This window comes from Pandoraea bronchicola (assembly GCF_902459805.1).
Taxonomy (GTDB): Bacteria; Pseudomonadota; Gammaproteobacteria; order Burkholderiales; family Burkholderiaceae; genus Pandoraea; species Pandoraea bronchicola.
On the sequence record NZ_CABPST010000001.1, the window covers coordinates 677,290 to 698,310 of the forward strand.

Here is a 21,021-nt window from a genome sequence, read left to right on the forward strand (position 1 = left end):
GCGAGGTGCAAGAAACCACCCATTGGCGCATCAATTCAGATAAGTCGATGACCATCGCCAAAGTGCAACGCCGTGCCTTCCAGCGCATGCCGAACAAGGGGGGACGCGGATCACCGAGAATCGGTGCCGCCATGGCGATCTTTTCGATCGTCGGAATTAGCCCAACCGCAACGAGAGTATTCACAACGTCGTTGGCCGAAGGTGCTATTCAGTGTTTTCACAAGGCACATTGCATGCCATGCGTACGCGGGTTCGCTGTCCGCGTGAGGTCCCGAAGTCAGGTGGCGCAAAACGCGATATTCGCCCCACCTGCCTTCGGTTTCACGACTTCAGGATGCCTAGCCTCAATGCGCCGTGCCCGCGTGAGGGCCGTCGACACGGGCCGCACCGTGCTCATTGGCACCGCTCCCATGCGTCTCGACGCTATCGTTTGCCGCCTTGTCGCCGGGCAGCACGAGCGGCCCCTTCCCGGCGAACCGGTCGAGATAGAGGTAGATCACCGGCGTGATGTAAAGCGTGATGACCTGCGAGAACAGCAAGCCGCCGACCACTGCCAACCCGAGCGGCTGACGCAACTCTGCGCCTGCGCCAAGGCCGAGCGCAATCGGTAACGCACCCATGAGTGCGGCGAGCGTCGTCATCATGATCGGCCGGAAGCGCAGCGCGCATGCCTGACGAATGGCCTCGGCGGGTGTCATGCCGCCATTGCGCTGCGCGTCGAGCGCAAAGTCGATCATCATGATCGCGTTCTTCTTCACGATACCGATGAGCATCAATACGCCGATCACCGCAATGAGCGAGAGATCCATCCCGAACAGACGCAGCGTAATCAGCGCACCGACAGCCGCGGACGGCAGGCCCGCGAGAATCGTGATCGGGTGGATGTAGCTCTCATAGAGCACGCCGAGCAGCACGTAGATCACGAGCAACGCGCCGACCAGCAGCACGATCTGACTGGACTGCGACTTCTGGAACGCTGCCGCGTCGCCCCCCCAGCTCGTGATGATGCTCGGCGGGAAGCCCAGTTGGCGCTGGAACCCCACGATCTTCTGCGACGCATCGCCCAATGCCGCCCCCGGCGCGAGGTTGAACGACAGCGTCACCGCCTGCAACTGGCCCTGATGGTTGACCGCCACCGGCCCCATCTTGCGCTCGACGGTTGCCACGGCCGAGAGCGGCACGAGCGCACCGCCCTTGCCGCGCACGTAGATCTTGTCGAACGCCCCTTCGTCGCGACGGTCGTTGTCGTCAGCCTGGAGAATCACCTGATAGCTGTCGCTCGGCGTGTAGATCGTCGACACCTGACGCTCGCCAAACGCGCTGTACAACGCGCTTCGAATATCGCCAATGGCCACGCCCAGCGTGTTCGCCTTGTCACGGTCGATGGTGAGCTGCGCTTGCAGACCCTTCATCTGCGCGTCGGTCGTCACGTCGCGGAAGATCGGATCGGCACGCATGAGGTTCATCAGCCGGTCCGACCACAATTGCATCTCGCCCGGCTTCACGCTCTGCATCACATACTGATATCGGCTCTTGCTCTGCTTGCCGCCCAGTTGCAGGTTCTGCACCGGATTGAAGTAGACATTGAGCCCCGGCACCTGTTTGACATCGCGCCGCAGCACTTCAAGCACCTCGCTCATGTGCGGACGTTCGCCGTGCGGCTTCAGGTTGATGAACATGCGGCCCTGATTGCTGTCGCTGGCTGAGACGATCACTGTCTCGACGGCCGGATTCGCGCGGATGATGTCGCCCGCCTGGCGCAACAACGCCGACATGGCCGTGAACGAAATGTCCTGCGCACCTTCGGCCGTCACCTGCACCTGCCCGATGTCTTCGCTCGGGAAAAAGCCCTTCGGAATCGTGGCGAACAGCACGCCCGTGGCGACGAACGTGGCCCCCGCCGCCCCCATCACCCATTTGCGATGCGCGAGGCACCAATCGACGCTGCGCACGTAGCCGTTCTGTACCCACACGAAGCCATCCTCGAACCACTGCGTGGCGCGCAGTCCGAGCCCTTCGTCCTGCTCGTGCTTGAGATAGCGGCTGCACAGCATCGGAATCAACGTGAGCGAGACCGCCGCCGACACCAGAATCGCCAGCGACACCACCACGGCGAACTCGTGGAACATCAACCCGATCACACCCGGCATGAAGAAGATCGGAATGAACACGGCCACCAGCGAAATCGAGATCGACAGAATCGTGAAACCCATTTCGCGCGAGCCGACCAGCGCCGCACGCAGCGGCGGCACGCCGTTCTCGATGTGGCGCACGATGTTCTCGAGCATCACGATGGCGTCGTCCACGACAAGCCCTACCGCGAGCGTGATGCCCAGCAGCGAAATATTGTCGATGGAATACCCCATGCCCTTCATGAGCGCGACCGTGCCGATCAACGACACAGGCAGCGACATCACCGGAATCAATGTGGCCGCCAGACGCCGCAGGAACAGGAAGATCACCAGCGTGACGAGAATCACCGTCAGGCCGAGCGTGAACTGCACGTCGTCGATGGATTCGCGAATCGACACCGAGCGATCGTTGAGCAGCTTGACCTGAATCGACTGCGGCATCTGCTCCGCGAGCCGCGGCAACGCCGCCTTGACCTGATCGACGGTGGCGACCGTGTTTGCATTGGGTTGACGCAGCACCGCAAGCACGATCGAGCGCTCGCCGTTGACCCAGCTGCCGGTCTTCACGGATTCCACGCTGTCCTGCACGTCGGCCACATCGCGCAGATACACCGGGTTGCCGTTGACGCTCGCGATGATGAGGTTCGCGAACTGCTCGGCCTTCGTCATCTGACGGTTGGCCTCGATGGTCAGGGTCTGGCGATTACCGTCGAGTGTGCCCACCGGGCTGTTCGCGTTGGCCGAGGCCAACGCGCGCGCCACGTCGTCGAGCGTGAGCTTGCGCGCCGCCAGCGCATCGGGACGCGCCTTCACGCGCACGGCGAAACGCTTCTGCCCGAAGATCAGCACCTGCGCCACGCCCGGCAGCGTGGAAAGCGTGGGCGAGACGAGGTTTTCCGCGTAGTCGTCGAGTTCGGCCAGCGACATCGACGGCGAATTCATCGCGAGGAACAGAATCGGCGCGTCGGCCGGGTTCACCTTGCGATACGACGGTGGCGTGGTCATTTCCACCGGCAGCTTGCGCTGCGCGCGGAACAGCGCCGCCTGCACGTCGACGGCGGCGGCGTCGATATCCCGGTCGCTGTCGAATTCAATGATGATCGACGTGGTGCCCTGCGTATTGGTCGAGCTGATGACCGCCACACCGGCAATCGTCGAGAACTGCTTTTCCATCGGCGCGGCCACCGACGCGGCCATCGTCTCCGGACTCGCGCCGGGCAGTGTCGCCGTCACCTGAATGACCGGCGAGTTGTAGCTGGGCAGGGCAGAAATCGGAATCTGGCCGTACGCGATCAGGCCAGCCACGACGGCCGCCACGCACAGCAGGATCGTCATGACCGGCCGGCGGATACAAAGTTCGGACAGGTTCATGGCGCTTTGCCTGCGGCACCCTCACGCGACGCCACGATCGTCACCGCATTGCCCGGACGCAGGTTTTCCGCGCCTTCCTGCACCACGCGCGCGCCCGCGGGCACGCCTTCGACGACCGCGAGCCGGGCTTCCACATAGCCGACCTTCACCGGCTTCGCGCTCACTTTGCCGTCTGCGCCGATCACATAGACGAACTTGCCGTCGGGGCCGGTCAGCACCGCCTGCGGCGGCACCACGCTGGCCTGCTTGAGCACCCGCCCGATCACCGCAACGTTGAGATACATGCCGGGCCACAGCTTCGCATCGCGATTGTCGTAGGCGGCCTTCAGGCGAATCGTGCCCGTCTGCGAGTCCACCGCGTTGTCGATGAAGCTGAGTTGCCCCGTCGCCGTCATGCCGGTCGTGCCGAGCGTGGCCGTCACGGCGACCGGGCCGCCGGCACGCGCGGCTTGCAACTCGGCGAGTGCGCCTTCCGGCAACGTGAAGCTGATGTCGATCGGATCGAGCTGGGTGATGCTCACGAGCGCCGCGCCGCCCGGCGTGACGAGACTGCCCGGATGAACGTTGATCGCCCCCGTGCGGCCGTCGATACCCGCGCGAATCTGGTTGTAGTCGACGGCGACCTGACTGGCCGAAATCGCAGCCCGGTCGGCAGCGACCTGCGCCGTCAGGCTGTCGACGCTGCTCTGCGCAGTATCGAGCGCGCTTTGCGATACGAAATGCTCGGCGATCAGTTGCTTCGTGCGAGCGAGTGTGCGGCGGGCGTTGGCGAGATCGGCTTCGTCCTTCGCCAGTTGCGCCTGCACCTTCTTGAGGTTGGCTTCGTCCATGCGCGCATCGAGCGAGAACAGCAACTGCCCGGCTTTGACGAAGTCGCCTTCCTTGATGTGTACCTGACGGATCGTGCTGGAAATCTGCGGGCGCACGTCGATGGTCTGGCGCGCCGTAACCGTGCCGTTGGCGATGAGCCGCACTGGCACGTCGCGCACTTCGACGGTGGCGGCGGTCACCGAGGGGGCCAACGCGGCCTTGGCGGGCTTCTCTGCACCGCGAGAGCGCAACCATGCGCCGCTCCCGGCAATCACCACAACCGCCAGCACCCCGGCAACCCAGCGGCGCGAGCGCGTCGCGCCTCGTGGCGTACCGCCTGCGCCACCCTCGGTAGCCGTCTGATGCCCGCGCTCGGCAGCGTCCCCCGGCACATGCCGGCGGGCGTTCTCGTCACTCATCTTCTTCCCCGTTTCCCCATGCGACGCCCATTGCCCGGCAAACCCCCGTTCGCCCGGCCGCGCCTGTTTCTTCTATCAAAACGGCTGCGGCTCGCCACAGCCGTTCGCGTCATACCTGTTTGTATTTTTGTTGCAGCGCAGCGCCGCGTCATTCCACCTTCATGCCCATCAGTTCTGGCCGGGCGGGCGGATAGGACAACTTCAGATCGGTCAGCGCCTGCACCAGCAACTCTGCCACCATTAGATTACGGTGACGTTTTGAGTCGGAAGGCACGATATACCACGGCGCATCTTCCGTCGAGGTGGCCGATAAAGCCGCTTCGTAGGCCTTCGTATATTGCGGCCAGAAGCTGCGTTCCTTGATGTCGTTCAGATCGAATTTCCAGTGCTTGTTCGGATCGTCGATGCGCTCCTGCAGGCGCTTGCGCTGCTCTTCCGCCGAGATATGCAGGAAGCACTTGATGATGTGCGTGTGGTTGTCCGCAAGCAGGCGTTCGAAGTTGTTGATGTGCGTGTAGCGGCGCTTGCACTCGTCGGCGTCGATCCAGTCATGTACACGCGTGATGAGCACGTCCTCGTAATGACTGCGATTGAAGATCACCAGCTCGCCCGCCGCAGGCACGGCCGCGTGAACGCGCCACAGGAAATCACGCGCGATCTCCATCGGCGTGGGCGCCTTGAAATTGGCCACGCGAATACCGAGCGGATCGACGTTCTGGAACACCGCGCGAATGGTGCCGTCCTTGCCGCTGGTGTCCATGCCTTGCAGCACGAGCAGCACGCGGTGCCGGCTGTTGGCGTGCAGAATGGTCTGCAACTCGTCGAGCTTGAACGCCAATTCGGCCATGCGAGTCTTGTCGTCGTCCTTGTTGTCCCCCGAGAATGGCTTTTCAGCCGGATCGTAGTCCGACAGGTCGAGCTTCTTGCCCAGCGGTACGCGGAATTTCTCGAACATCGCCCACTCCTCTCCTCATGACTGGCTAGCCGGCAGTATCGCGCAATTTGCGTAAGCGAGAAAAGAGGCGCGGCATAAGCGAGTCGTCCGGCGCGATCAGACGACCCAAGGCGCAACAAAGGGCGCGACACGACGGGCCGACAAACAAAAAGCGCGGCGCCGAACCGGCTACCGCGCTTTTTTGATGCGCTTCGGCCGCCGCAATGGCGGCAGCCTCAACCGCCGTCAGGCACCGAGCTTCTTCTTGAGCAACTCGTTGACCTGGGCCGGGTTGGCCTTACCCTTGGTGGCCTTCATCGCCTGACCGACCAGCGCATTGAACGCCTTCTCCTTACCCGCGCGGAATTCCTCGACGGACTTGGCGTTGGCGGCCAGCACTTCGTCGATGATCTTCTCGATCGCGCCCGTGTCGGTGATCTGCTTCAGACCCTTCGCCTCGATGATGCGGTCTGCCGCGCCTTCGTCGGTGGCGCGCTCTTCCCACATCAACTGGAAGACTTCCTTCGCGATCTTGTTGGAGATCGTGTTGTCGGCGATGCGGGCGAGCAGCCCCGCGAGCTGGGCGCTCGACACCGGGCTGTCGGCAATGCCGATGTCCTCCCGGTTGAGCAGTGACGACAGTTCGCCCATGATCCAGTTGGCGGCCGGCTTGGCGCTCGCCTTGCCCGCCTTGGCAACCACGGCTTCGAAGTAAGCCGCCTGGGCCTTCGACTGGGTAAGCACGGCGGCGTCGTACTCGGACAGACCGTACGATTCGACGAAACGCACCTGCATGCCGGCAGGCAGCTCAGGCAGCGCGGCGCGCACGCGTTCGACCCATTCGCTGTCGATCACGAGCGGCATCAGGTCCGGGTCCGGGAAGTAGCGGTAGTCGTGCGCGTCTTCCTTGCTGCGCATCGAACGCGTTTCCTTCTTGTCCGGATCGTACAGGCGCGTTTCCTGCACCACCGTACCGCCGTCTTCGATCAGTTCGATCTGACGGCGCACTTCGTACTGAATCGCCTCTTCGAGAAAGCGGAACGAGTTCAGGTTCTTGATCTCGGCGCGCGTGCCGAATTCCTTCTGACCGACCGGACGCACCGAGACGTTGGCGTCACAACGGAACGACCCTTCCTGCATGTTGCCGTCGCAAATACCGAGCCACACCACCAGCCCGTGCAACGCCTTCGCATAGGCCACCGCCTCGGCAGCGCTGCGCATGTCGGGCTCGGTCACGATCTCGAGCAGCGGCGTGCCGGCGCGGTTCAGGTCGATGCCGGTCATGCCGGCAAAGTCTTCGTGCAGCGATTTACCTGCGTCTTCCTCAAGGTGGGCGCGCGTGAGCGTGACGACCTTTTCATAGGCTTCACGGCCGGTGCGGGCATCGGCTTCGACCTGAATCTTCAGCGAGCCGCCCTGCACCACCGGAATTTCGTACTGGCTGATCTGATAGCCCTTCGGCAGATCGGGATAGAAGTAATTCTTGCGCGCGAAAATGCTGCGCGGCGCAATCGTCGCCCCAATGGCCAGACCGAATTCGATCGCGCGCTCAACCGCGCCGCGATTGAGCACCGGCAACACGCCCGGCAGCGCCAGATCCACGGGACAGGCCTGCGTGTTGGGGGCCGCGCCGAACTGCGTCGATGCGCCCGAGAAAATCTTGGAAGCGGTGGAGAGCTGTGTGTGCGTCTCCAGACCAATAACGACTTCCCATTGCATAAGGTTCACCCTGTCTCAACTTGTCGGCATGGCGCATTCGCCCTGCCCTTGCCGCCGGTCGTCTCCGCTGCGGTGACGCTCCGGCCTGTTCCTGTTCGCCCGTATTGACCGGCGCTTATCGGCGAGTGCCCGCCGCGCAAATCCCCGAACTCGGATCGAAACTCACCGGCCATGCGTTCTCGTAAATGCCCGGCGTGCAATACGCCTCGCAGTTCGCGTGGCCGATGGTCACATTGCCCGGGTCCTGCCAGATGAGCAGCTTGCAACTCCCGCTGTTCGCGCGCAGTTCGATGCTCGGACGCCATTGCGTCTGGTGAAAGTCCGCCAGATTGAAGTGGCAGCTCCCGCGTTTGCCGACCCACAGACGCCAGTCGAGCGACTGCACCTGATTGGCCGACACCTTGAGCGTCGCCTGTTCGCGAAAACCGTCTTCATCCGTCTGCGAGCAATAGCCGGACAGATTGATCTCGCGGTACGCGATCGGCGTCGGCCGACCGAACGGCAGGCTGCACGACGCGAGCGTGAGCACCATGCCGGCCAGCGCCAGCCCCTTCGAGGCCAGGGCCAGCGCAGCGGTGCGCGAGCCAGCGGGAGCGAGAGACGTCACCACGCGCGGGCGGCTCATGATCAGACGCCCGCCGGCGCGCGCTTGTGCCAGTCGGTCGCGCGCTGGAACGCGTCGGCCACTTGCAGCAGGCGGGCTTCGTCGAAGTAGTTGCCGATCAGTTGCAGGCCGACCGGACGCGCATCGCGTCCCGTGCCGACCGGCAGGCTCATGCCCGGCAGACCGGCCAGGCTGACCGACAGCGTGTAGATGTCTGCCAGATACATCTGCACCGGATCGGCGCTCTTCTCACCAAGGTTCCACGCGACCGACGGCGCCACCGGACCCATGATGACGTCGCACTGCGCAAACGCGTTCTGGAAGTCCTGAGCGATCAGGCGGCGAATCTTCTGCGCCTGCAGATAGTAGGCGTCGTAGTAGCCGTGCGAGAGCACGTACGTGCCCACGAGAATGCGGCGCTTGACCTCGGTGCCGAAACCTTCGGCACGCGACTTCTTGTACATGTCGAGCAGATCGCGATACTCGGCCGCGCGGTGGCCGAAACGCACACCGTCGAAACGCGACAGGTTCGACGAGGCTTCGGCCGGTGCCAGCACGTAGTACACCGGGATCGACAGTTCCGTCTTCGGCAGCGACACCGGCACGCGCACGGCGCCAAGATTCTCGAACTCGCGCAGGGCGTTGTCGATGGCCTCGCGCACATCGGTGTCGAGACCTTCCCCGAAGTACTCGGCCGGCAGACCGATACGCAGTCCTGCCAGCGGCTTGTCCGCCGTGGCGCCATCGAGCGGCTTGCCCAGACCGCGCGCGAAATCTTCGTCGGCACGCTCGAGGCTGGTCGAGTCGCGGGCGTCGAAGCCCGCCATGCCGTTCAGCAGCCATGCGCAATCTGCCGCGCTGTGACCGAACGGCCCCCCCTGATCGAGCGACGAAGCGAACGCGATCATGCCGTAACGCGACACGCGGCCGTACGTCGGCTTGATACCGGTTACGCCGCAGAAGGCGGCCGGCTGACGGATCGAGCCGCCGGTGTCGGTGCCGGTGGCGACCGGCGCGAGACGCGCCGCCACAGCGGCGGCCGACCCGCCCGACGAACCGCCGGGCACGGCGCGCTTGTCCCACGGGTTCTTGACCGGGCCGTAATACGAATTCTCGTTCGACGAGCCCATGGCGAACTCGTCCATATTGGTCTTGCCCAGCGTGACCATACCGGCGACTGCGAGACGCTCGACCACGGCCGCGTCATACGGGCTCACGTAATTCTCGAGCATGTGCGAGCCTGCCGTGCTGCGCCAGTGGCGTGTCACGAACACGTCCTTGTGCGCGACGGGAATGCCCAGCAGGGGCTGGTTCGCGCCGTCGCCGGCGGCAATGCGGGCGTCGGCGGCACGTGCCTGCGCGAGACTCGCCTCGGCATCGACGTGCACGAACGCGTTCAAATCGGCGGCACCGGCAATGCGGTCCAGATAGTGCTGCGTCAGCTCGACGCTCGAGACGCGCTTGGCGTCGAGCGCGGCGCGCAAATCCTGCAAATGAATCAGATCTTGTTCCATGGTGGCTGCTGTGTAGCGCATGAGGGAATGAGGTGCGCCGATGGCGCGCGGCAAACCGTTGCGTGGGCGCCGGCCGCGCCGAGCGGGCCGGCCGCGACGCAACGCGCCGGACTCATTCGATGACCTTCGGCACCAGATAGAGGCCGTCCTGCACGGCGGGGGCCGGACGCTGATTCGCCTCGCGGTCCACAAGTTCCGTCACGGCGTCGGTACGCAGCCGCTGGGCAACCGCCTGAATTTGCTCGATCGGATGCGCAAGCGGGGCGACACCCTTCGTATCGACCGATTGCATCTGCTCGACGAGCACGAAGAAGCCGTTCAGCTCCTTTTCCATGTGAGCCGCCTCGTCATCGGCCAGCTCGAGACGCGCGAGATGAGCGATGCGTTTGACGTCTGAGAGATTCAAAGCCATGAAGAAATCCCGAAAAAATGCGCATTGGGGAGCAACCGGATGCATACATGACGCCAATATTAGGGACAGAATGCGGAGAATGCGCGAACGAGTTCAGACTCGTCTGCGGTTTTACTCCGTGCACCGGGCTGCGCAGGAGGGCTGGCGCGCCGTGCCACAAGGCTCCCGGCCCAGACGCCGAGGGCGTCGAATGTGGTCTCAACGTGCTCGTTTTTCCTGCAAAACCTGCGAAATTATAAGGTATCATTGCGCATTAAATTTGCGTCGGAGCGTGTTTTTGCACCCTTCGCCGCTGTCGTGCAGGTGGGCCACGGTCAGTCCGGGGGGCGCGACAGACGATCGCGCAGTCCATTGGAAGACCCTGACGCGACGGATTTATGACGGCAGCCCCGCCTCCTGCCCGGTACAGCATTCCTCGGTTTGTCCGCATGTTTCGCGAGCCGCCGCGTGGCGCCTGGCGATTTTTTTGCGAACAGTCCGGAACCCAGATGACAGGCAGCCGTCCCAGTCACATCCATTGGGACAGCCTCACGCAAACACAGGATTTTGCATGTTCGGTTTTCTTCGCAGCTACTTCTCCAACGACCTGGCCATTGACCTGGGCACGGCCAACACCCTCATCTACATGCGCGGCAAGGGCGTCGTTCTCGACGAACCGTCGGTCGTCGCCATTCGCCAGGAAGGTGGCCCGAGCGGCAAGAAGACGATTCAGGCCGTCGGCAAGGAAGCCAAGCAGATGCTCGGCAAGGTGCCGGGCAACATCGAGGCAATCCGCCCGATGAAGGACGGCGTGATCGCCGACTTCACCGTGACGGAGCAGATGATCAAGCAGTTCATCAAGATGGCGCACGAGTCGCGTCTGTTCTCGCCGTCGCCGCGCATCATCATCTGCGTGCCGTGCGGTTCGACCCAGGTCGAGCGTCGCGCCATCAAGGAAGCCGCGCACGGTGCCGGCGCCTCGCAGGTGTATCTGATCGAAGAGCCGATGGCGGCGGCCATCGGTGCCGGCCTGCCGGTCTCGGAAGCCACGGGCTCGATGGTCGTCGACATCGGCGGCGGCACGACCGAAGTGGGCGTGATCTCGCTGGGCGGTATCGTCTACAAAGGCTCGGTGCGCGTCGGTGGCGACAAGTTCGACGAAGCCATCGTCAACTACATCCGCCGCAACTACGGCATGCTGATCGGCGAGCAGACCGCGGAAGCGATCAAGAAGGAAATCGGCTCGGCCTTCCCGGGCTCCGAAGTCAAGGAAATGGAAGTCAAGGGCCGTAACCTCTCGGAAGGGATTCCGCGTGCCTTCACCATTTCGAGCAACGAAATCCTCGAAGCGCTGACCGATCCGCTCAACCAGATCGTGTCGTCGGTGAAGATTGCACTGGAACAAACCCCGCCGGAACTGGGCGCCGACATCGCCGAGCGCGGCATGATGCTCACGGGCGGCGGCGCGCTGCTGCGTGATCTGGATCGTCTGCTCGCTGAAGAAACCGGCCTGCCGGTGCTCGTCGCCGAAGACCCGCTGACCTGCGTGGTGCGCGGCTCGGGCATGGCACTCGAGCGCATGGACAAGCTCGGCAGCATCTTCTCCTACGAGTAAGCCAACGTGCGTGGTTCGTCGTCCGGCGCGGTGGGGCAATCCCTTCCACACCTCGCCAGGCACGGCCGGCCACGCAGCAAGACCACGCGCACGGAGCCTGTCGTCATGCCGTTCCGTCGCGCCCGACTGACACCATTCGCGCACCGCAGCGATTCGCTGCGCGTGCTCCCCTGAAGGGCCCACCATGCAGTACAGTCCGCCGCCACTGTTCAAACAGGGACCGTCGGCGTTGGCCCGGCTGATCTGTTTCGTCGCGCTCGCCATCGGCCTGCTCGTGGTCGACTCGCACTACAACACGCTGGAGCGGGTTCGGTCGGTCGTCGGCACCGCGCTCTACCCGGTGCAACGCATGATGCTGTTGCCGCGCGACGCCATTCTCGGCGTGGCGGGCTTTTTCTCGACCGAGTCGCAACTCAGCGGCGAGAACCGCACGCTTCGCGAGCAAAACCTCGAACTCTCCGTGCAGTCCCAGCGCAATAACCAGCTGGTGGCCGAGAACGAACATCTGCGCCAGATGCTCGCCTTGCGCGAGCGCCTGCCCGTGCCGAGCATTCCCGCCGAGATCGAATACGACACGCGCGACCCGTTCACACAGCGCGTGGTCATCGATCGCGGTACGAAGCACGGCGTGAAGCTCGGCGCGCCGGTCGTCACGGAACAGGGGCTGCTTGGCCAGGTATCACGTGTCTTCCTGCTGCAAAGCGAAGTCACGCTGCTCACCGACAAGGAACAGGCCGTCCCCGTGCAAGTCACGCGCAGCGGCGTTCACAGCGTGATCTATGGCGGACTGCGCGGCGACGTGCTCGACCTGCGCTTCATTCCGCTGTCGGCCGACGTCAAGGTCGGCGACGAAATCGCCACCAGCGGTCTGGACGGCATCTACCCCGCCGGCCTGCCCGTGGCCCGTATTACCAAGGTCGACCGCGTCTCGGATACCGCGTTTGCGCGCATTCTGTGTCAGCCGGTGGCCAATCTGCGCAGCCAGCGTCAGGTGCTGGTGCTGCAATACACCACGCCGCTCGCCCTGCATCCCGACGCTGCCGCCGATCTCGCGCGCGCCTCCGATCCGTCGGCAAGCGGCGAAAAGCCCGGCCAGAAGGGGGGCACGCGCGCCGATCCGAAGCGCGCGCCGGCCGTCCGCAAGGGCCATTGAGGAATCGACATGCCACGACCGCAATACATTCTGCTGCCGGTCAATCCGTACTTCATCGCGCTCAGTCTCGTGGTGGCGTTTCTGGTGAACCTGATGCCATGGGGCCACGCCCCCGCCATGCCCGACTTCGTGGCGCTGGTGCTGATGTTCTGGAACATCCACCAGCCGCGCAAGGTGGGCATGGGCGTGGCGTTCCTCGTCGGGCTGCTCATGGACGTGCACAACGCCGGCCTGCTCGGCGAGCATGCGCTCGCCTACACGCTGCTGTCTTACGGCGCGATCATGATTCACCGCCGCGTCCTGTTCTTCACGTTGCTCGGTCAGGCGCTGACGGTACTGCCGCTGCTACTGCTCGCTCACGTGGTACCGTTCATCATTCGTCTGGCGACCGGCGCGGCATTTCCGGGCTGGTGGCCGCTTGCGGCGAGCTTCGTTGAAGCCTTGCTCTGGCCGGTGATCAGTATCCTGCTGCTGGCGCCTCAGAAACGCGCCGTCGACCGCGACGACACGCGTCCGATCTGAGATGGGCCCCACGCCCGCACGATCGCGCCACAGAGTTCCGCCAGCCCAGCCAGAATGACCGAGTTCAAGAATCCCCAGCAACAACTGCAGACGTTTCATCTGCGGGTGACGGCGGCTGCGCTTTTCGTGCTGATCTGCTTCAGCCTGCTCGCGGTGCGTTTCGTCTACCTGCAGGTCTTCCGTCACAACCAGTACGCGCTGCAAGCCGACGAAAACCGCGTCTCGCTCGCCCCGATCGTGCCCAACCGGGGCGTGATCATGGATCGCAACGGCGTGGTGCTCGCGCGCAACTACTCCGCCTACACGCTGGAAATTACGCCGTCGAAGATCGGCCGTCCGCTCGAGGATCTCGTCACCGATCTGTCCGACGTCATCGAGATCACGCCGCGCGACCGTGCCCGCTTCAAGAAGCTCATGGACGACAGCAAGAGCTTCGAGAGCCTGCCGATCCGCACGCGGCTGACCGACGAGGAAGTCGCCCGCTTCACCGCACAGCGCTTCCGTTTCCCCGGCGTGGATGTGCACGCTCGTCTCTTCCGTCAGTACCCGCTCGGCGAGACGGCCGCGCACGTGATCGGCTACATCGGCCGGATCTCGCAGCGCGATCGCCAGCGTATCGAAGCGATGAGCGACGAGAACGACAGCGATAGCGCCAAGTACGACATCCGCCGTGACGTCAACAATTACAAGGGCACCGACTACATCGGCAAGATCGGTGTCGAGCAAAGCTACGAGACGCAGCTTCACGGCATTACCGGTTTCGAGGAAATCGAAGTGACGGCCGGCGGCCGTCCGGTGCGCACGATCTCGCGCACCCCCGCCACGCCGGGTGACAACCTCGTGCTGTCCATCGACATCAAGCTCCAGCAGGTGGCCGAGCAGGCCTTCGCCGGACGCCGCGGCGCCGTCGTCGCCATCGAGCCGAAGTCGGGCGACGTGCTCGCGTTCGTGTCGGCCCCGAGCTTCGATCCGAACATGTTCGTCGAAGGCATCGACCAGCAGAACTGGGACGCCCTGAACAACTCGCCCGACCGGCCGCTGCTCAACCGTCCGCTGCGCGGCACCTATCCGATCGGCTCGACGTACAAGCCGTTCATGGCGCTCGCCGCCCTCGAACTCGGCAAGCGCACGACCAACTGGGGCTTCCAGGACACGGGCTCGTTCACGCTGGGCAACCACACGTTCCGCAACGACGTTCGCAACGGTCAGGGCTGGATCGACATGTACCGCTCGATCGTGGTGTCGAACGACACGTATTACTACATGCTCGCGCACGATCTCGGCGTGAACGCCATTCACGATTTCATGGCGCCGCTCGGCTTCGGTCAGTTGACGGGCATCGACATCGAAGGCGAAGCGCGCGGCATTCTGCCCTCGACCGAATGGAAGCGCAAAGCCTACAAGAAGCCCGCACAGCAGAAGTGGTACGACGGCGAGACGATCAGTCTGGGCATCGGTCAGGGCTACAACTCGTTCACGATTTTGCAACTCGCGCACGCCACGGCCACGCTGGCCAACAACGGCGTGGTGATGAAGCCTCACCTGGTCAAAGCCGTCGAAGACCCCGTCACGCACTCGCGTCAGTTGACCGTGCCGAAGGAGAGCGCACGGCTGCCGTACAAGCAGGCGGACGTGGACTTCGTCAAACGCGCGATGGTCGGCGTGATCAAGGAAGGCACGGGCCGTCAGGCGTTCGCGGGCGCACCTTATGAGGCGGGCGGCAAGACCGGTACGGCACAGGTCTACTCGCTCGGCAAGAACGAGAAGTACAACCACAACGCGATTCCCGAATTCAAACGCGACCACGCGTTGTTCATCGCATTTGCCCCCGTCGACGAACCGAAGATCGCCATTGCACTGATCGTCGAGAACGCCGGCTGGGGTGCCGCGCAGGCCGGTCCGGTTGCGCGCCGTCTGCTCGATTACTACCTCATCGACGAACCGAAGGAGCGTGCAGCCGAAGCGGCCGCATTGCAGGCGTCGGCGTCGGCACCGGGCGTAGCCTCGGGTGCGTTGGCCGTGTCGGCGGCACCGGACGCCCCGCCCGCCAGCGCCGCCGAACTCGGCAGCCGTGCCGCCGGCGCCCCGGCGAGCGTGGCGCGTGTTGCGCCTGCCGCATCGGGGGCGGCCGCCAGTGTGCCGCGCACGGCTGAGGGCAAGGCCTCCGCGGCCAAAGCCGCTGCGGCCCCGGTCGCACCGGAACCCCCTAAGCCCGCCCCTGCCCCGCAACGTCAGCCCGCCGTGAGCCCGACCGTTGCCGACGAGGCCCGCCATCGCGCCGCGATTCGCGCACAAGGCGCGCAAGGAGGAACGCCATGATGGCGCTCGACAAACATACGTGGAAAGAACAGGTCAAGCGCCTGTTCGCCGGCTTCGACAAGCCGCTGGCGCTGATCGTCTTCCTGCTGCTGTGCGTGGGACTGGTCACGCTCTACAGCGCGAGTATCGATATGCCCGGACGCGTCGAAGACCAGCTCCGCAACATCGTGCTCACGTTCATTCTGATGTGGGTGCTGGCCATGTTGCCGACACAGACGCTGATGAAGTTCGCCGTACCGCTCTACACAGCCGGGGTCGCGCTGCTCATTGCGGTGGCGATGTTCGGGCTGACGAAGAAGGGCGCGAAGCGCTGGCTGAACGTCGGCATGGTGATCCAGCCGTCCGAGATCATGAAGATCGCCATGCCGCTGATGCTCGCGTGGTACTTCCAGAAGCGCGAAGGCAACATCCGCTGGTTCGACTATCTGGCCGCGCTGGCTTTGCTCGGCGTGCCGGTCGGGCTCATCGCCAAGCAGCCCGACCTTGGCACGGGGCTGCTCGTGGCGGCCGCCGGCCTCTACGTGATCTATCTGGCCGGCCTGTCGTGGAAGCTCATTCTGCCGGTGCTCGTCGCCGGGGTGCTCGGCATCGGCACGATCCTCGCGCTCGAGGACAAGATCTGCCAGCCGGATGTCGAATGGCACATCCTGCACGACTATCAGAAGCACCGCGTGTGTACGCTGCTGGATCCGACGTCAGACCCTCTCGGCAAGGGCTTCCACACGATTCAGTCGGTCATCGCCATCGGCTCCGGCGGCGTCATGGGCAAGGGCTGGCTGAAAGGCACGCAGGCCCACCTCGAGTTCATCCCCGAGAAGCACACCGATTTCATCTTCGCCGTGTTCGCGGAAGAATTCGGGCTGATCGGCGAAGGCGTGCTGCTGGTGCTCTACCTGCTGCTGGTCGCGCGCGGACTGATGATCGCGGCCTCCGGTGCGACCCTGTTCGGGCGGCTGCTGGCAGGCGCCGTCACGATGATCTTCTTCACCTATGCCTTCGTGAACATGGGGATGGTGAGCGGCATTCTGCCGGTGGTCGGCGTGCCGCTGCCGTTCATGAGCTACGGCGGTACTGCACTGGTGACGCTCGGCCTCGGGGTCGGCATTCTGATGAGTGTCGCGCGAGAGAAACGGCTCATGCAGAGTTGACGGTGCGCTGACACCACGACGCGGACAAAACGGCAGGCGCATCGCCCTGCCGTTTTTGTTTTGGCATGCGGCCTAGCGGGCCGGGGCCGGTGCGGGCGGCTGCATACGCTCGCGATTCATCGCGTCGAGCTTGCCCTGAGCCGCCACGTCGCCCTGCGCGGCCGCCTTCTCGTACCACAGACGCGCCCGATCGAGATCCGGCGTCACAACCCCATAGCCTCGCTCGTAGTAGCTCGCCACGATGTACTGCGACGGCAGATCGCCGCCGCGCGCCGCCTTCTGGTACCAGCCGAATGCAACCTTGTAATCCTTGGGAACGCCGCGTCCGATGAAGTACTCGTTGGCGATGGCCGCCTGCGCCTGAACATGGCCCTGCTGCGCCGCCTTCTCGTACCAGAGGTTGGCCTGAGGAATCGACTTGCCGACGACGTAGCCGTCATCGAACATCTTTCCGTAGACGTACTGCGCCTGCGTCATGCCCGCGTTCGCCGCACGCTCGAGCCAATGCACCGCGCCGCCCGGATCGGATGTGCCGCCTTCGCCGTTGAGCAGCATCATCGCGTAGTCGAACTGCGCCAGACGATTGCCCTGTTCCGCCGCCCGGCGGAATTCCTCGAGCGCCTGCGACTGCTGCCCCGCTTCATAGTGGTGTACGGCCTGATCGGTCAATGTCTGCGCCGGGGCCTGTGCGGCCGCCACGGCATAGGGGATGGGCTGGCACGCCACACTCACGAGCGTGGCGGCAAAACCGGCAAACAGCCGGCGCATGGCGTAAAGCGGCGACATGTCAAACCTCCGGGAGGGCGGGCTTGCGCCTATTGTGCGCCAAACGGAAAAGACGTGCCGGCCCCGCCATCTTTGGCGTCGCCCAACGAAAAACCCCGGCGCGTGGCCGGGGTTGGGTGTCGCACAAAGCCGCCCGTTTACGGCTTGATGTACGCGTAGCCCTTTTGCTGCAAACGCGTGAGTTCGACCACACCGGACGGCGTAAAGTCCGCATCGAGCACGAACTGGTCCTTCTTCAGATTGCGCTGCTTGAGCGTGATCTCGCACACCTCGAACTTGACGCCGCGTGCATGGAGCGCCGAGATCAGCGGCCCGACAGTGGCGGCATCCTTGTAACTCTCCATCAGGAAGTCGACCCCCTGCGAATGGGCGACGACCACGATGTCGGTATCCGGCGCGGTATCGAGCTGGTTGCGGACGTTGCGCAACCCGGCGAGCGCCTGATGTTCGGCATCGTTGATGTGATACACGACCTTGTCGCGCGCGAACGCCGACGTGGCAGGCAGAGCCAATGCCGTAAGCAGGAATGCGGCCAGCAAGCCGCGCAGCAGCGTCTTCATGTATGGAGTCTCCTGTGGGTTACGTTGTGCCAGCCGCATCATAGCGCGTTGGCACGCAGCGGGTCATTGACGAGGTGCGCTGGCCCGGCCAGGGTCAGACAATCGAGCTCGGATAGCCTTGTCGCAAATACCACTCAAGACTCGGCGGACTATAGGCAGGCGGCGAATCGGGAGACGGCGCGCTCGGAGACGCTTGGCGAGGTGCGATGTCGAGTCCCGAATAGGGCGGCGGGGCGCCCCATGCGCCATCGGTCTGCGTTGCCGGATACGGCGGTGGTGCGTCGGGCGCGGCGTCGGTCGGCGCCGGCGTAGCGAATGACCAGAGGTGAGCGCCTCGCGCCGGATCTGGCAACAACGCGCGGTCAGTCGATCTCGTGCCAGCGAAATCCGCACGGAAATCGCCGCGAGGCAATACAGGTGCGCTCGGTCGCGGCCGGGCGGACACAACGGCGACCGGCCGATTGGCCACATGGTCGAGCGCGATCAGATTCCCCCTTGAATCCACTCGTCGCATCGAAATGAACCGCACGTCCGTCTGATGATCGTAGGCAACGGCATTGCTGCCAGAAGAGATTTTTGACATGACCTTTCCTGTAATGAAAAAACCCGCCAGACATCGAGATCTGGCGGGTTTTGACTTTCGACCATGTCATTGCCGGCGGCCATCGACTTCGCCGGCAGAGTTTCGAATTCGTCGTGCCGTAGGCACCATCCCAGTCAAATTGGACGGCATCGGCACAAATCGCGTGCCCGACGCGAACGAATGCCGCAGCGACCTATGCGGCGATGCGGCGATGCGACGGCTTACGCCGTCACTTCCGACCAGCAATTCGGCGTCTCGTACAGACGCAAACGCACCAGACGAAGGTCATGGCCGTAGTGCGTATCGAAGACGCTGCTCAGTTTGTCGAACGCGGCAGCCGCCAGATTCTCGACGGTCGGCACACGATCGAAAACCACCGTCTTGTGATCGGGCATCGTCTCGAGGAAATTGCGCACGGCCGTGTCGCCTTCATAAACGAGGAACGCGTGATCCCACACCGACACGAGGTGTTCGTTGGCCAGCGCCTTCACGTCGGCGAAGTCCATCACCATGCCGTTGTCTGACGCTCCGCTCTCGCGGCTCACTTCACCCGCGAGCGTGATCTCGAGCACGTAGCGATGCCCGTGCAGGTTGCGACACTGGCTTCGGTGATCGGGAATGCGGTGGCCCGCATCGAATTCGAGTTTCCGGGTAATCGTAATCACGGCAACGGCTCAGGGAATGTTCAGGTATTTGTGCGTCTGCATCGACAGCGACCAGCGCGGATGCGATTTGCAATAGTCGATCGCCAGCTTCGTATTCGTGTCGCGCAACGGACCATCCATCGGCTGCAGATAGAAGTGCTGGAAATCGAGCGCTTCATAATCGGCCAGACGCTGACGATCCTGCGGCACCACGACCTTCAGCTCGTCGCCGCGCGTGACGATCATCTGCGCATCGGCCTTCGGGCTCACGCACACCCAGTCGATCCCCTCGGGGATGACTTGCGTGCCGTTAGTCTCCACCGCAATGCGAAAGCCCTCGGCATGCAGCGCATCGATGAGCGGTGCATCGAGCTGAAGCAGCGGCTCGCCGCCGGTACACACGACAAAGCGGTGCGCGCGGTCGCCCTGCGGCCACAACGCCACGATCTGCGCGACGAGTTCCGCCGGCGTGCGGTACTTGCCGCCATTCTCGCCGTCGGTGCCGACAAAATCGGTGTCGCAGAACTGGCAGACGGCATCAGCACGGTCCTCTTCACGGCCAGTCCACAGGTTGCACCCTGCAAACCGGCAGAACACCGCCGGGCGGCCGGCGTTCGCGCCCTCGCCCTGCAAGGTGTAGAAGATTTCCTTTACTGCGTACGTCATGATGCTCTCGATAGTCGAAGGGTCAGGCCGCGCCGCGATCCTGATCGTGATGGCGTGCGCGCCACTGCTCGTAGCCGCGCTGGCGCAACTGGCACGCCGGACATTCGCCGCAACCGTAGCCCCACGGATGCAGCACGCTGCGCTCGCCCAGATAGCACGTGTGCGTGTCTTCACGCACGGTCTCGACGAGCACGTCGCCGCCCAGATCCTGCGCCATCTGCCACGTGTCTGCCTTGTCGATCCACATGAGCGGCGTCTCGACGATGAAGCGCTGATCCATCCCCAGATTGAGCGCGACCTGGAGGGCTTTCATGGTGTCGTCGCGGCAGTCGGGATAGCCCGAAAAATCGGTCTCGCACATCCCGCCGACCAGCACACGCAAACCGCGGCGATATGCAATGGTCGCACCAATCGTCAGGAACAGCAGGTTCCGGCCCGGCACGAAGGTATTCGGCAGGTTGTTCTCCGCCATCGCAATCGTGGTCTCGCGCGTGAGCGACGTCTCGCTGATCTGACCCAGGATCGACAGATCGATCATGTGGTCATCCCCCAGACGCGGGGCCCACTGCGCGAAGCGCTCACGCAGCTTGGCCAGCACGTCGGTGCGGCACTCCAGCTCTACGCTGTGGCGCTGGCCGTAGTCGAAGCCCAGCGTCTCGACGCGCGCGTAGCGCGACAGTGCCCACGCGAGGCAGGTGGTCGAATCCTGTCCACCGGAGAACAGAACCAGAGCGGAATCGGTGCTTGTCGTCATGATCATGCGCTAGCAGTATCGCCCTCGCCGTCAGAGCGACGGGGGCCGGGGCACGCGCTTGCGGCCACCTCTCGGGCAGCCCGCGTGCGGGATATGTCCGCGATTTTGAACCGCGATGCCCCGCGTCGCTATCGCCGGGACGTGATACCCATCATCGGGCAGCGTTTTCGTTCAAACGCAAAAAGGGCTTGCGATGTGCGCAAGCCCTTCGAATTTGGTGGCCTGGGTCGGAATCGAACCAACGACACGCGGATTTTCAATCCGCTGCTCTACCAACTGAGCTACCGGGCCAAGAGAAAAGCGATTATAGAGACTGCAGGCGCTTTACGCAAGCCCTATATCGAAAAAATCTGCGGGAAAGCGGCGCCGCGGCGCAT

General features: G+C 63.9%; 17 protein-coding genes and 1 tRNA gene. 5 read left to right on the plus strand and 13 right to left on the minus strand.

Features of this window, described 5'->3' with window-relative positions:
* Window positions 1–344: 344 nt before the first annotated feature.
* From PBR20603_RS03095 to gatC, 7 genes are all read right to left on the minus strand, one after another.
* Window positions 345–3,503, minus strand: coding sequence for an efflux RND transporter permease subunit (locus PBR20603_RS03095; RefSeq protein ID WP_150558049.1), 3,159 nt, complete (start codon window positions 3,501–3,503; stop codon window positions 345–347).
* Window positions 3,500–4,732 carry an efflux RND transporter periplasmic adaptor subunit gene (locus tag PBR20603_RS03100; protein WP_150558050.1) on the minus strand — a complete coding sequence of 411 codons (1,233 nt, stop codon included), beginning with the start codon at window positions 4,730–4,732 and terminating at the stop codon, window positions 3,500–3,502. Before PBR20603_RS03100 ends, PBR20603_RS03095 begins: the two co-directional genes overlap by 4 nt.
* A gap of 148 nt (window positions 4,733–4,880) precedes the next feature.
* Entirely contained in the window at window positions 4,881–5,687 is an 807-nt protein-coding gene (locus PBR20603_RS03105; protein ID WP_150558051.1) for a polyphosphate kinase 2 family protein, read from the minus strand.
* 225 nt (window positions 5,688–5,912) lie between these two features.
* Window positions 5,913–7,385: an Asp-tRNA(Asn)/Glu-tRNA(Gln) amidotransferase subunit GatB gene (gatB, locus tag PBR20603_RS03110; protein ID WP_150558052.1), complete on the minus strand. Its 1,473-nt coding sequence runs from the start codon at window positions 7,383–7,385 to the stop codon at window positions 5,913–5,915.
* A 115-nt stretch (window positions 7,386–7,500) separates the two neighbouring features.
* Window positions 7,501–7,917, minus strand: a complete 417-nt coding sequence (locus PBR20603_RS03115) for a hypothetical protein (protein WP_246174388.1) — start codon at window positions 7,915–7,917, stop codon at window positions 7,501–7,503.
* A gap of 95 nt (window positions 7,918–8,012) precedes the next feature.
* The gene (gene gatA, locus PBR20603_RS03120; RefSeq protein WP_150558054.1) at window positions 8,013–9,503 is read right to left on the minus strand and encodes an Asp-tRNA(Asn)/Glu-tRNA(Gln) amidotransferase subunit GatA; all 1,491 of its coding nucleotides are present in this window, start codon (window positions 9,501–9,503) and stop codon (window positions 8,013–8,015) included.
* 112 nt (window positions 9,504–9,615) lie between these two features.
* Window positions 9,616–9,915, minus strand: a complete 300-nt coding sequence (gene gatC / locus PBR20603_RS03125) for an Asp-tRNA(Asn)/Glu-tRNA(Gln) amidotransferase subunit GatC (protein ID WP_150558055.1) — start codon at window positions 9,913–9,915, stop codon at window positions 9,616–9,618.
* A gap of 550 nt (window positions 9,916–10,465) precedes the next feature.
* Here gatC and PBR20603_RS03130 point away from each other — a divergent pair.
* The 5 genes from PBR20603_RS03130 to rodA all read left to right on the plus strand — a co-directional run bounded on the left by PBR20603_RS03130 (window position 10,466) and on the right by rodA (window position 16,651).
* Window positions 10,466–11,509, plus strand: a complete 1,044-nt coding sequence (locus PBR20603_RS03130; protein WP_010805637.1) for a rod shape-determining protein — start codon at window positions 10,466–10,468, stop codon at window positions 11,507–11,509.
* 184 nt (window positions 11,510–11,693) lie between these two features.
* Complete coding sequence (mreC, locus tag PBR20603_RS03135; RefSeq protein WP_150558056.1) at window positions 11,694–12,662, plus strand: rod shape-determining protein MreC; 969 nt, start codon at window positions 11,694–11,696, stop codon at window positions 12,660–12,662.
* A 9-nt stretch (window positions 12,663–12,671) separates the two neighbouring features.
* Complete coding sequence (gene mreD, locus PBR20603_RS03140; RefSeq protein WP_058376794.1) at window positions 12,672–13,184, plus strand: rod shape-determining protein MreD; 513 nt, start codon at window positions 12,672–12,674, stop codon at window positions 13,182–13,184.
* Window positions 13,185–13,238: 54 nt separating this feature from the next.
* A complete protein-coding gene (mrdA, locus tag PBR20603_RS03145) occupies window positions 13,239–15,503 on the plus strand; it encodes a penicillin-binding protein 2 (RefSeq protein ID WP_150558057.1) in 2,265 nt (754 codons plus the stop codon).
* Window positions 15,503–16,651, plus strand: a complete 1,149-nt coding sequence (gene rodA, locus PBR20603_RS03150) for a rod shape-determining protein RodA (protein WP_150558316.1) — start codon at window positions 15,503–15,505, stop codon at window positions 16,649–16,651. The genes mrdA and rodA overlap by 1 nt, the downstream gene beginning before the upstream one ends.
* Window positions 16,652–16,723: 72 nt before the next feature.
* On the opposite strand, the gene PBR20603_RS03155 is transcribed toward rodA, so the two are convergent.
* From PBR20603_RS03155 to PBR20603_RS03180, 6 genes are all read right to left on the minus strand, one after another.
* Complete coding sequence (locus PBR20603_RS03155) at window positions 16,724–17,437, minus strand: tetratricopeptide repeat protein (RefSeq protein ID WP_150558058.1); 714 nt, start codon at window positions 17,435–17,437, stop codon at window positions 16,724–16,726.
* Between the two features lie 137 nt (window positions 17,438–17,574).
* Window positions 17,575–17,997: a DsrE family protein gene (locus PBR20603_RS03160; protein ID WP_150558059.1), complete on the minus strand. Its 423-nt coding sequence runs from the start codon at window positions 17,995–17,997 to the stop codon at window positions 17,575–17,577.
* A gap of 804 nt (window positions 17,998–18,801) precedes the next feature.
* Complete coding sequence (gene queD / locus PBR20603_RS03165; protein ID WP_039370303.1) at window positions 18,802–19,245, minus strand: 6-carboxytetrahydropterin synthase QueD; 444 nt, start codon at window positions 19,243–19,245, stop codon at window positions 18,802–18,804.
* A 9-nt stretch (window positions 19,246–19,254) separates the two neighbouring features.
* Complete coding sequence (queE, locus tag PBR20603_RS03170) at window positions 19,255–19,890, minus strand: 7-carboxy-7-deazaguanine synthase (RefSeq protein WP_150558060.1); 636 nt, start codon at window positions 19,888–19,890, stop codon at window positions 19,255–19,257.
* A 22-nt stretch (window positions 19,891–19,912) separates the two neighbouring features.
* Window positions 19,913–20,650 carry a 7-cyano-7-deazaguanine synthase QueC gene (gene queC, locus PBR20603_RS03175; protein ID WP_150558061.1) on the minus strand — a complete coding sequence of 246 codons (738 nt, stop codon included), beginning with the start codon at window positions 20,648–20,650 and terminating at the stop codon, window positions 19,913–19,915.
* 209 nt (window positions 20,651–20,859) lie between these two features.
* Window positions 20,860–20,935: transfer RNA gene (locus PBR20603_RS03180), tRNA-Phe, on the minus strand.
* Window positions 20,936–21,021: the final 86 nt, after the last annotated feature.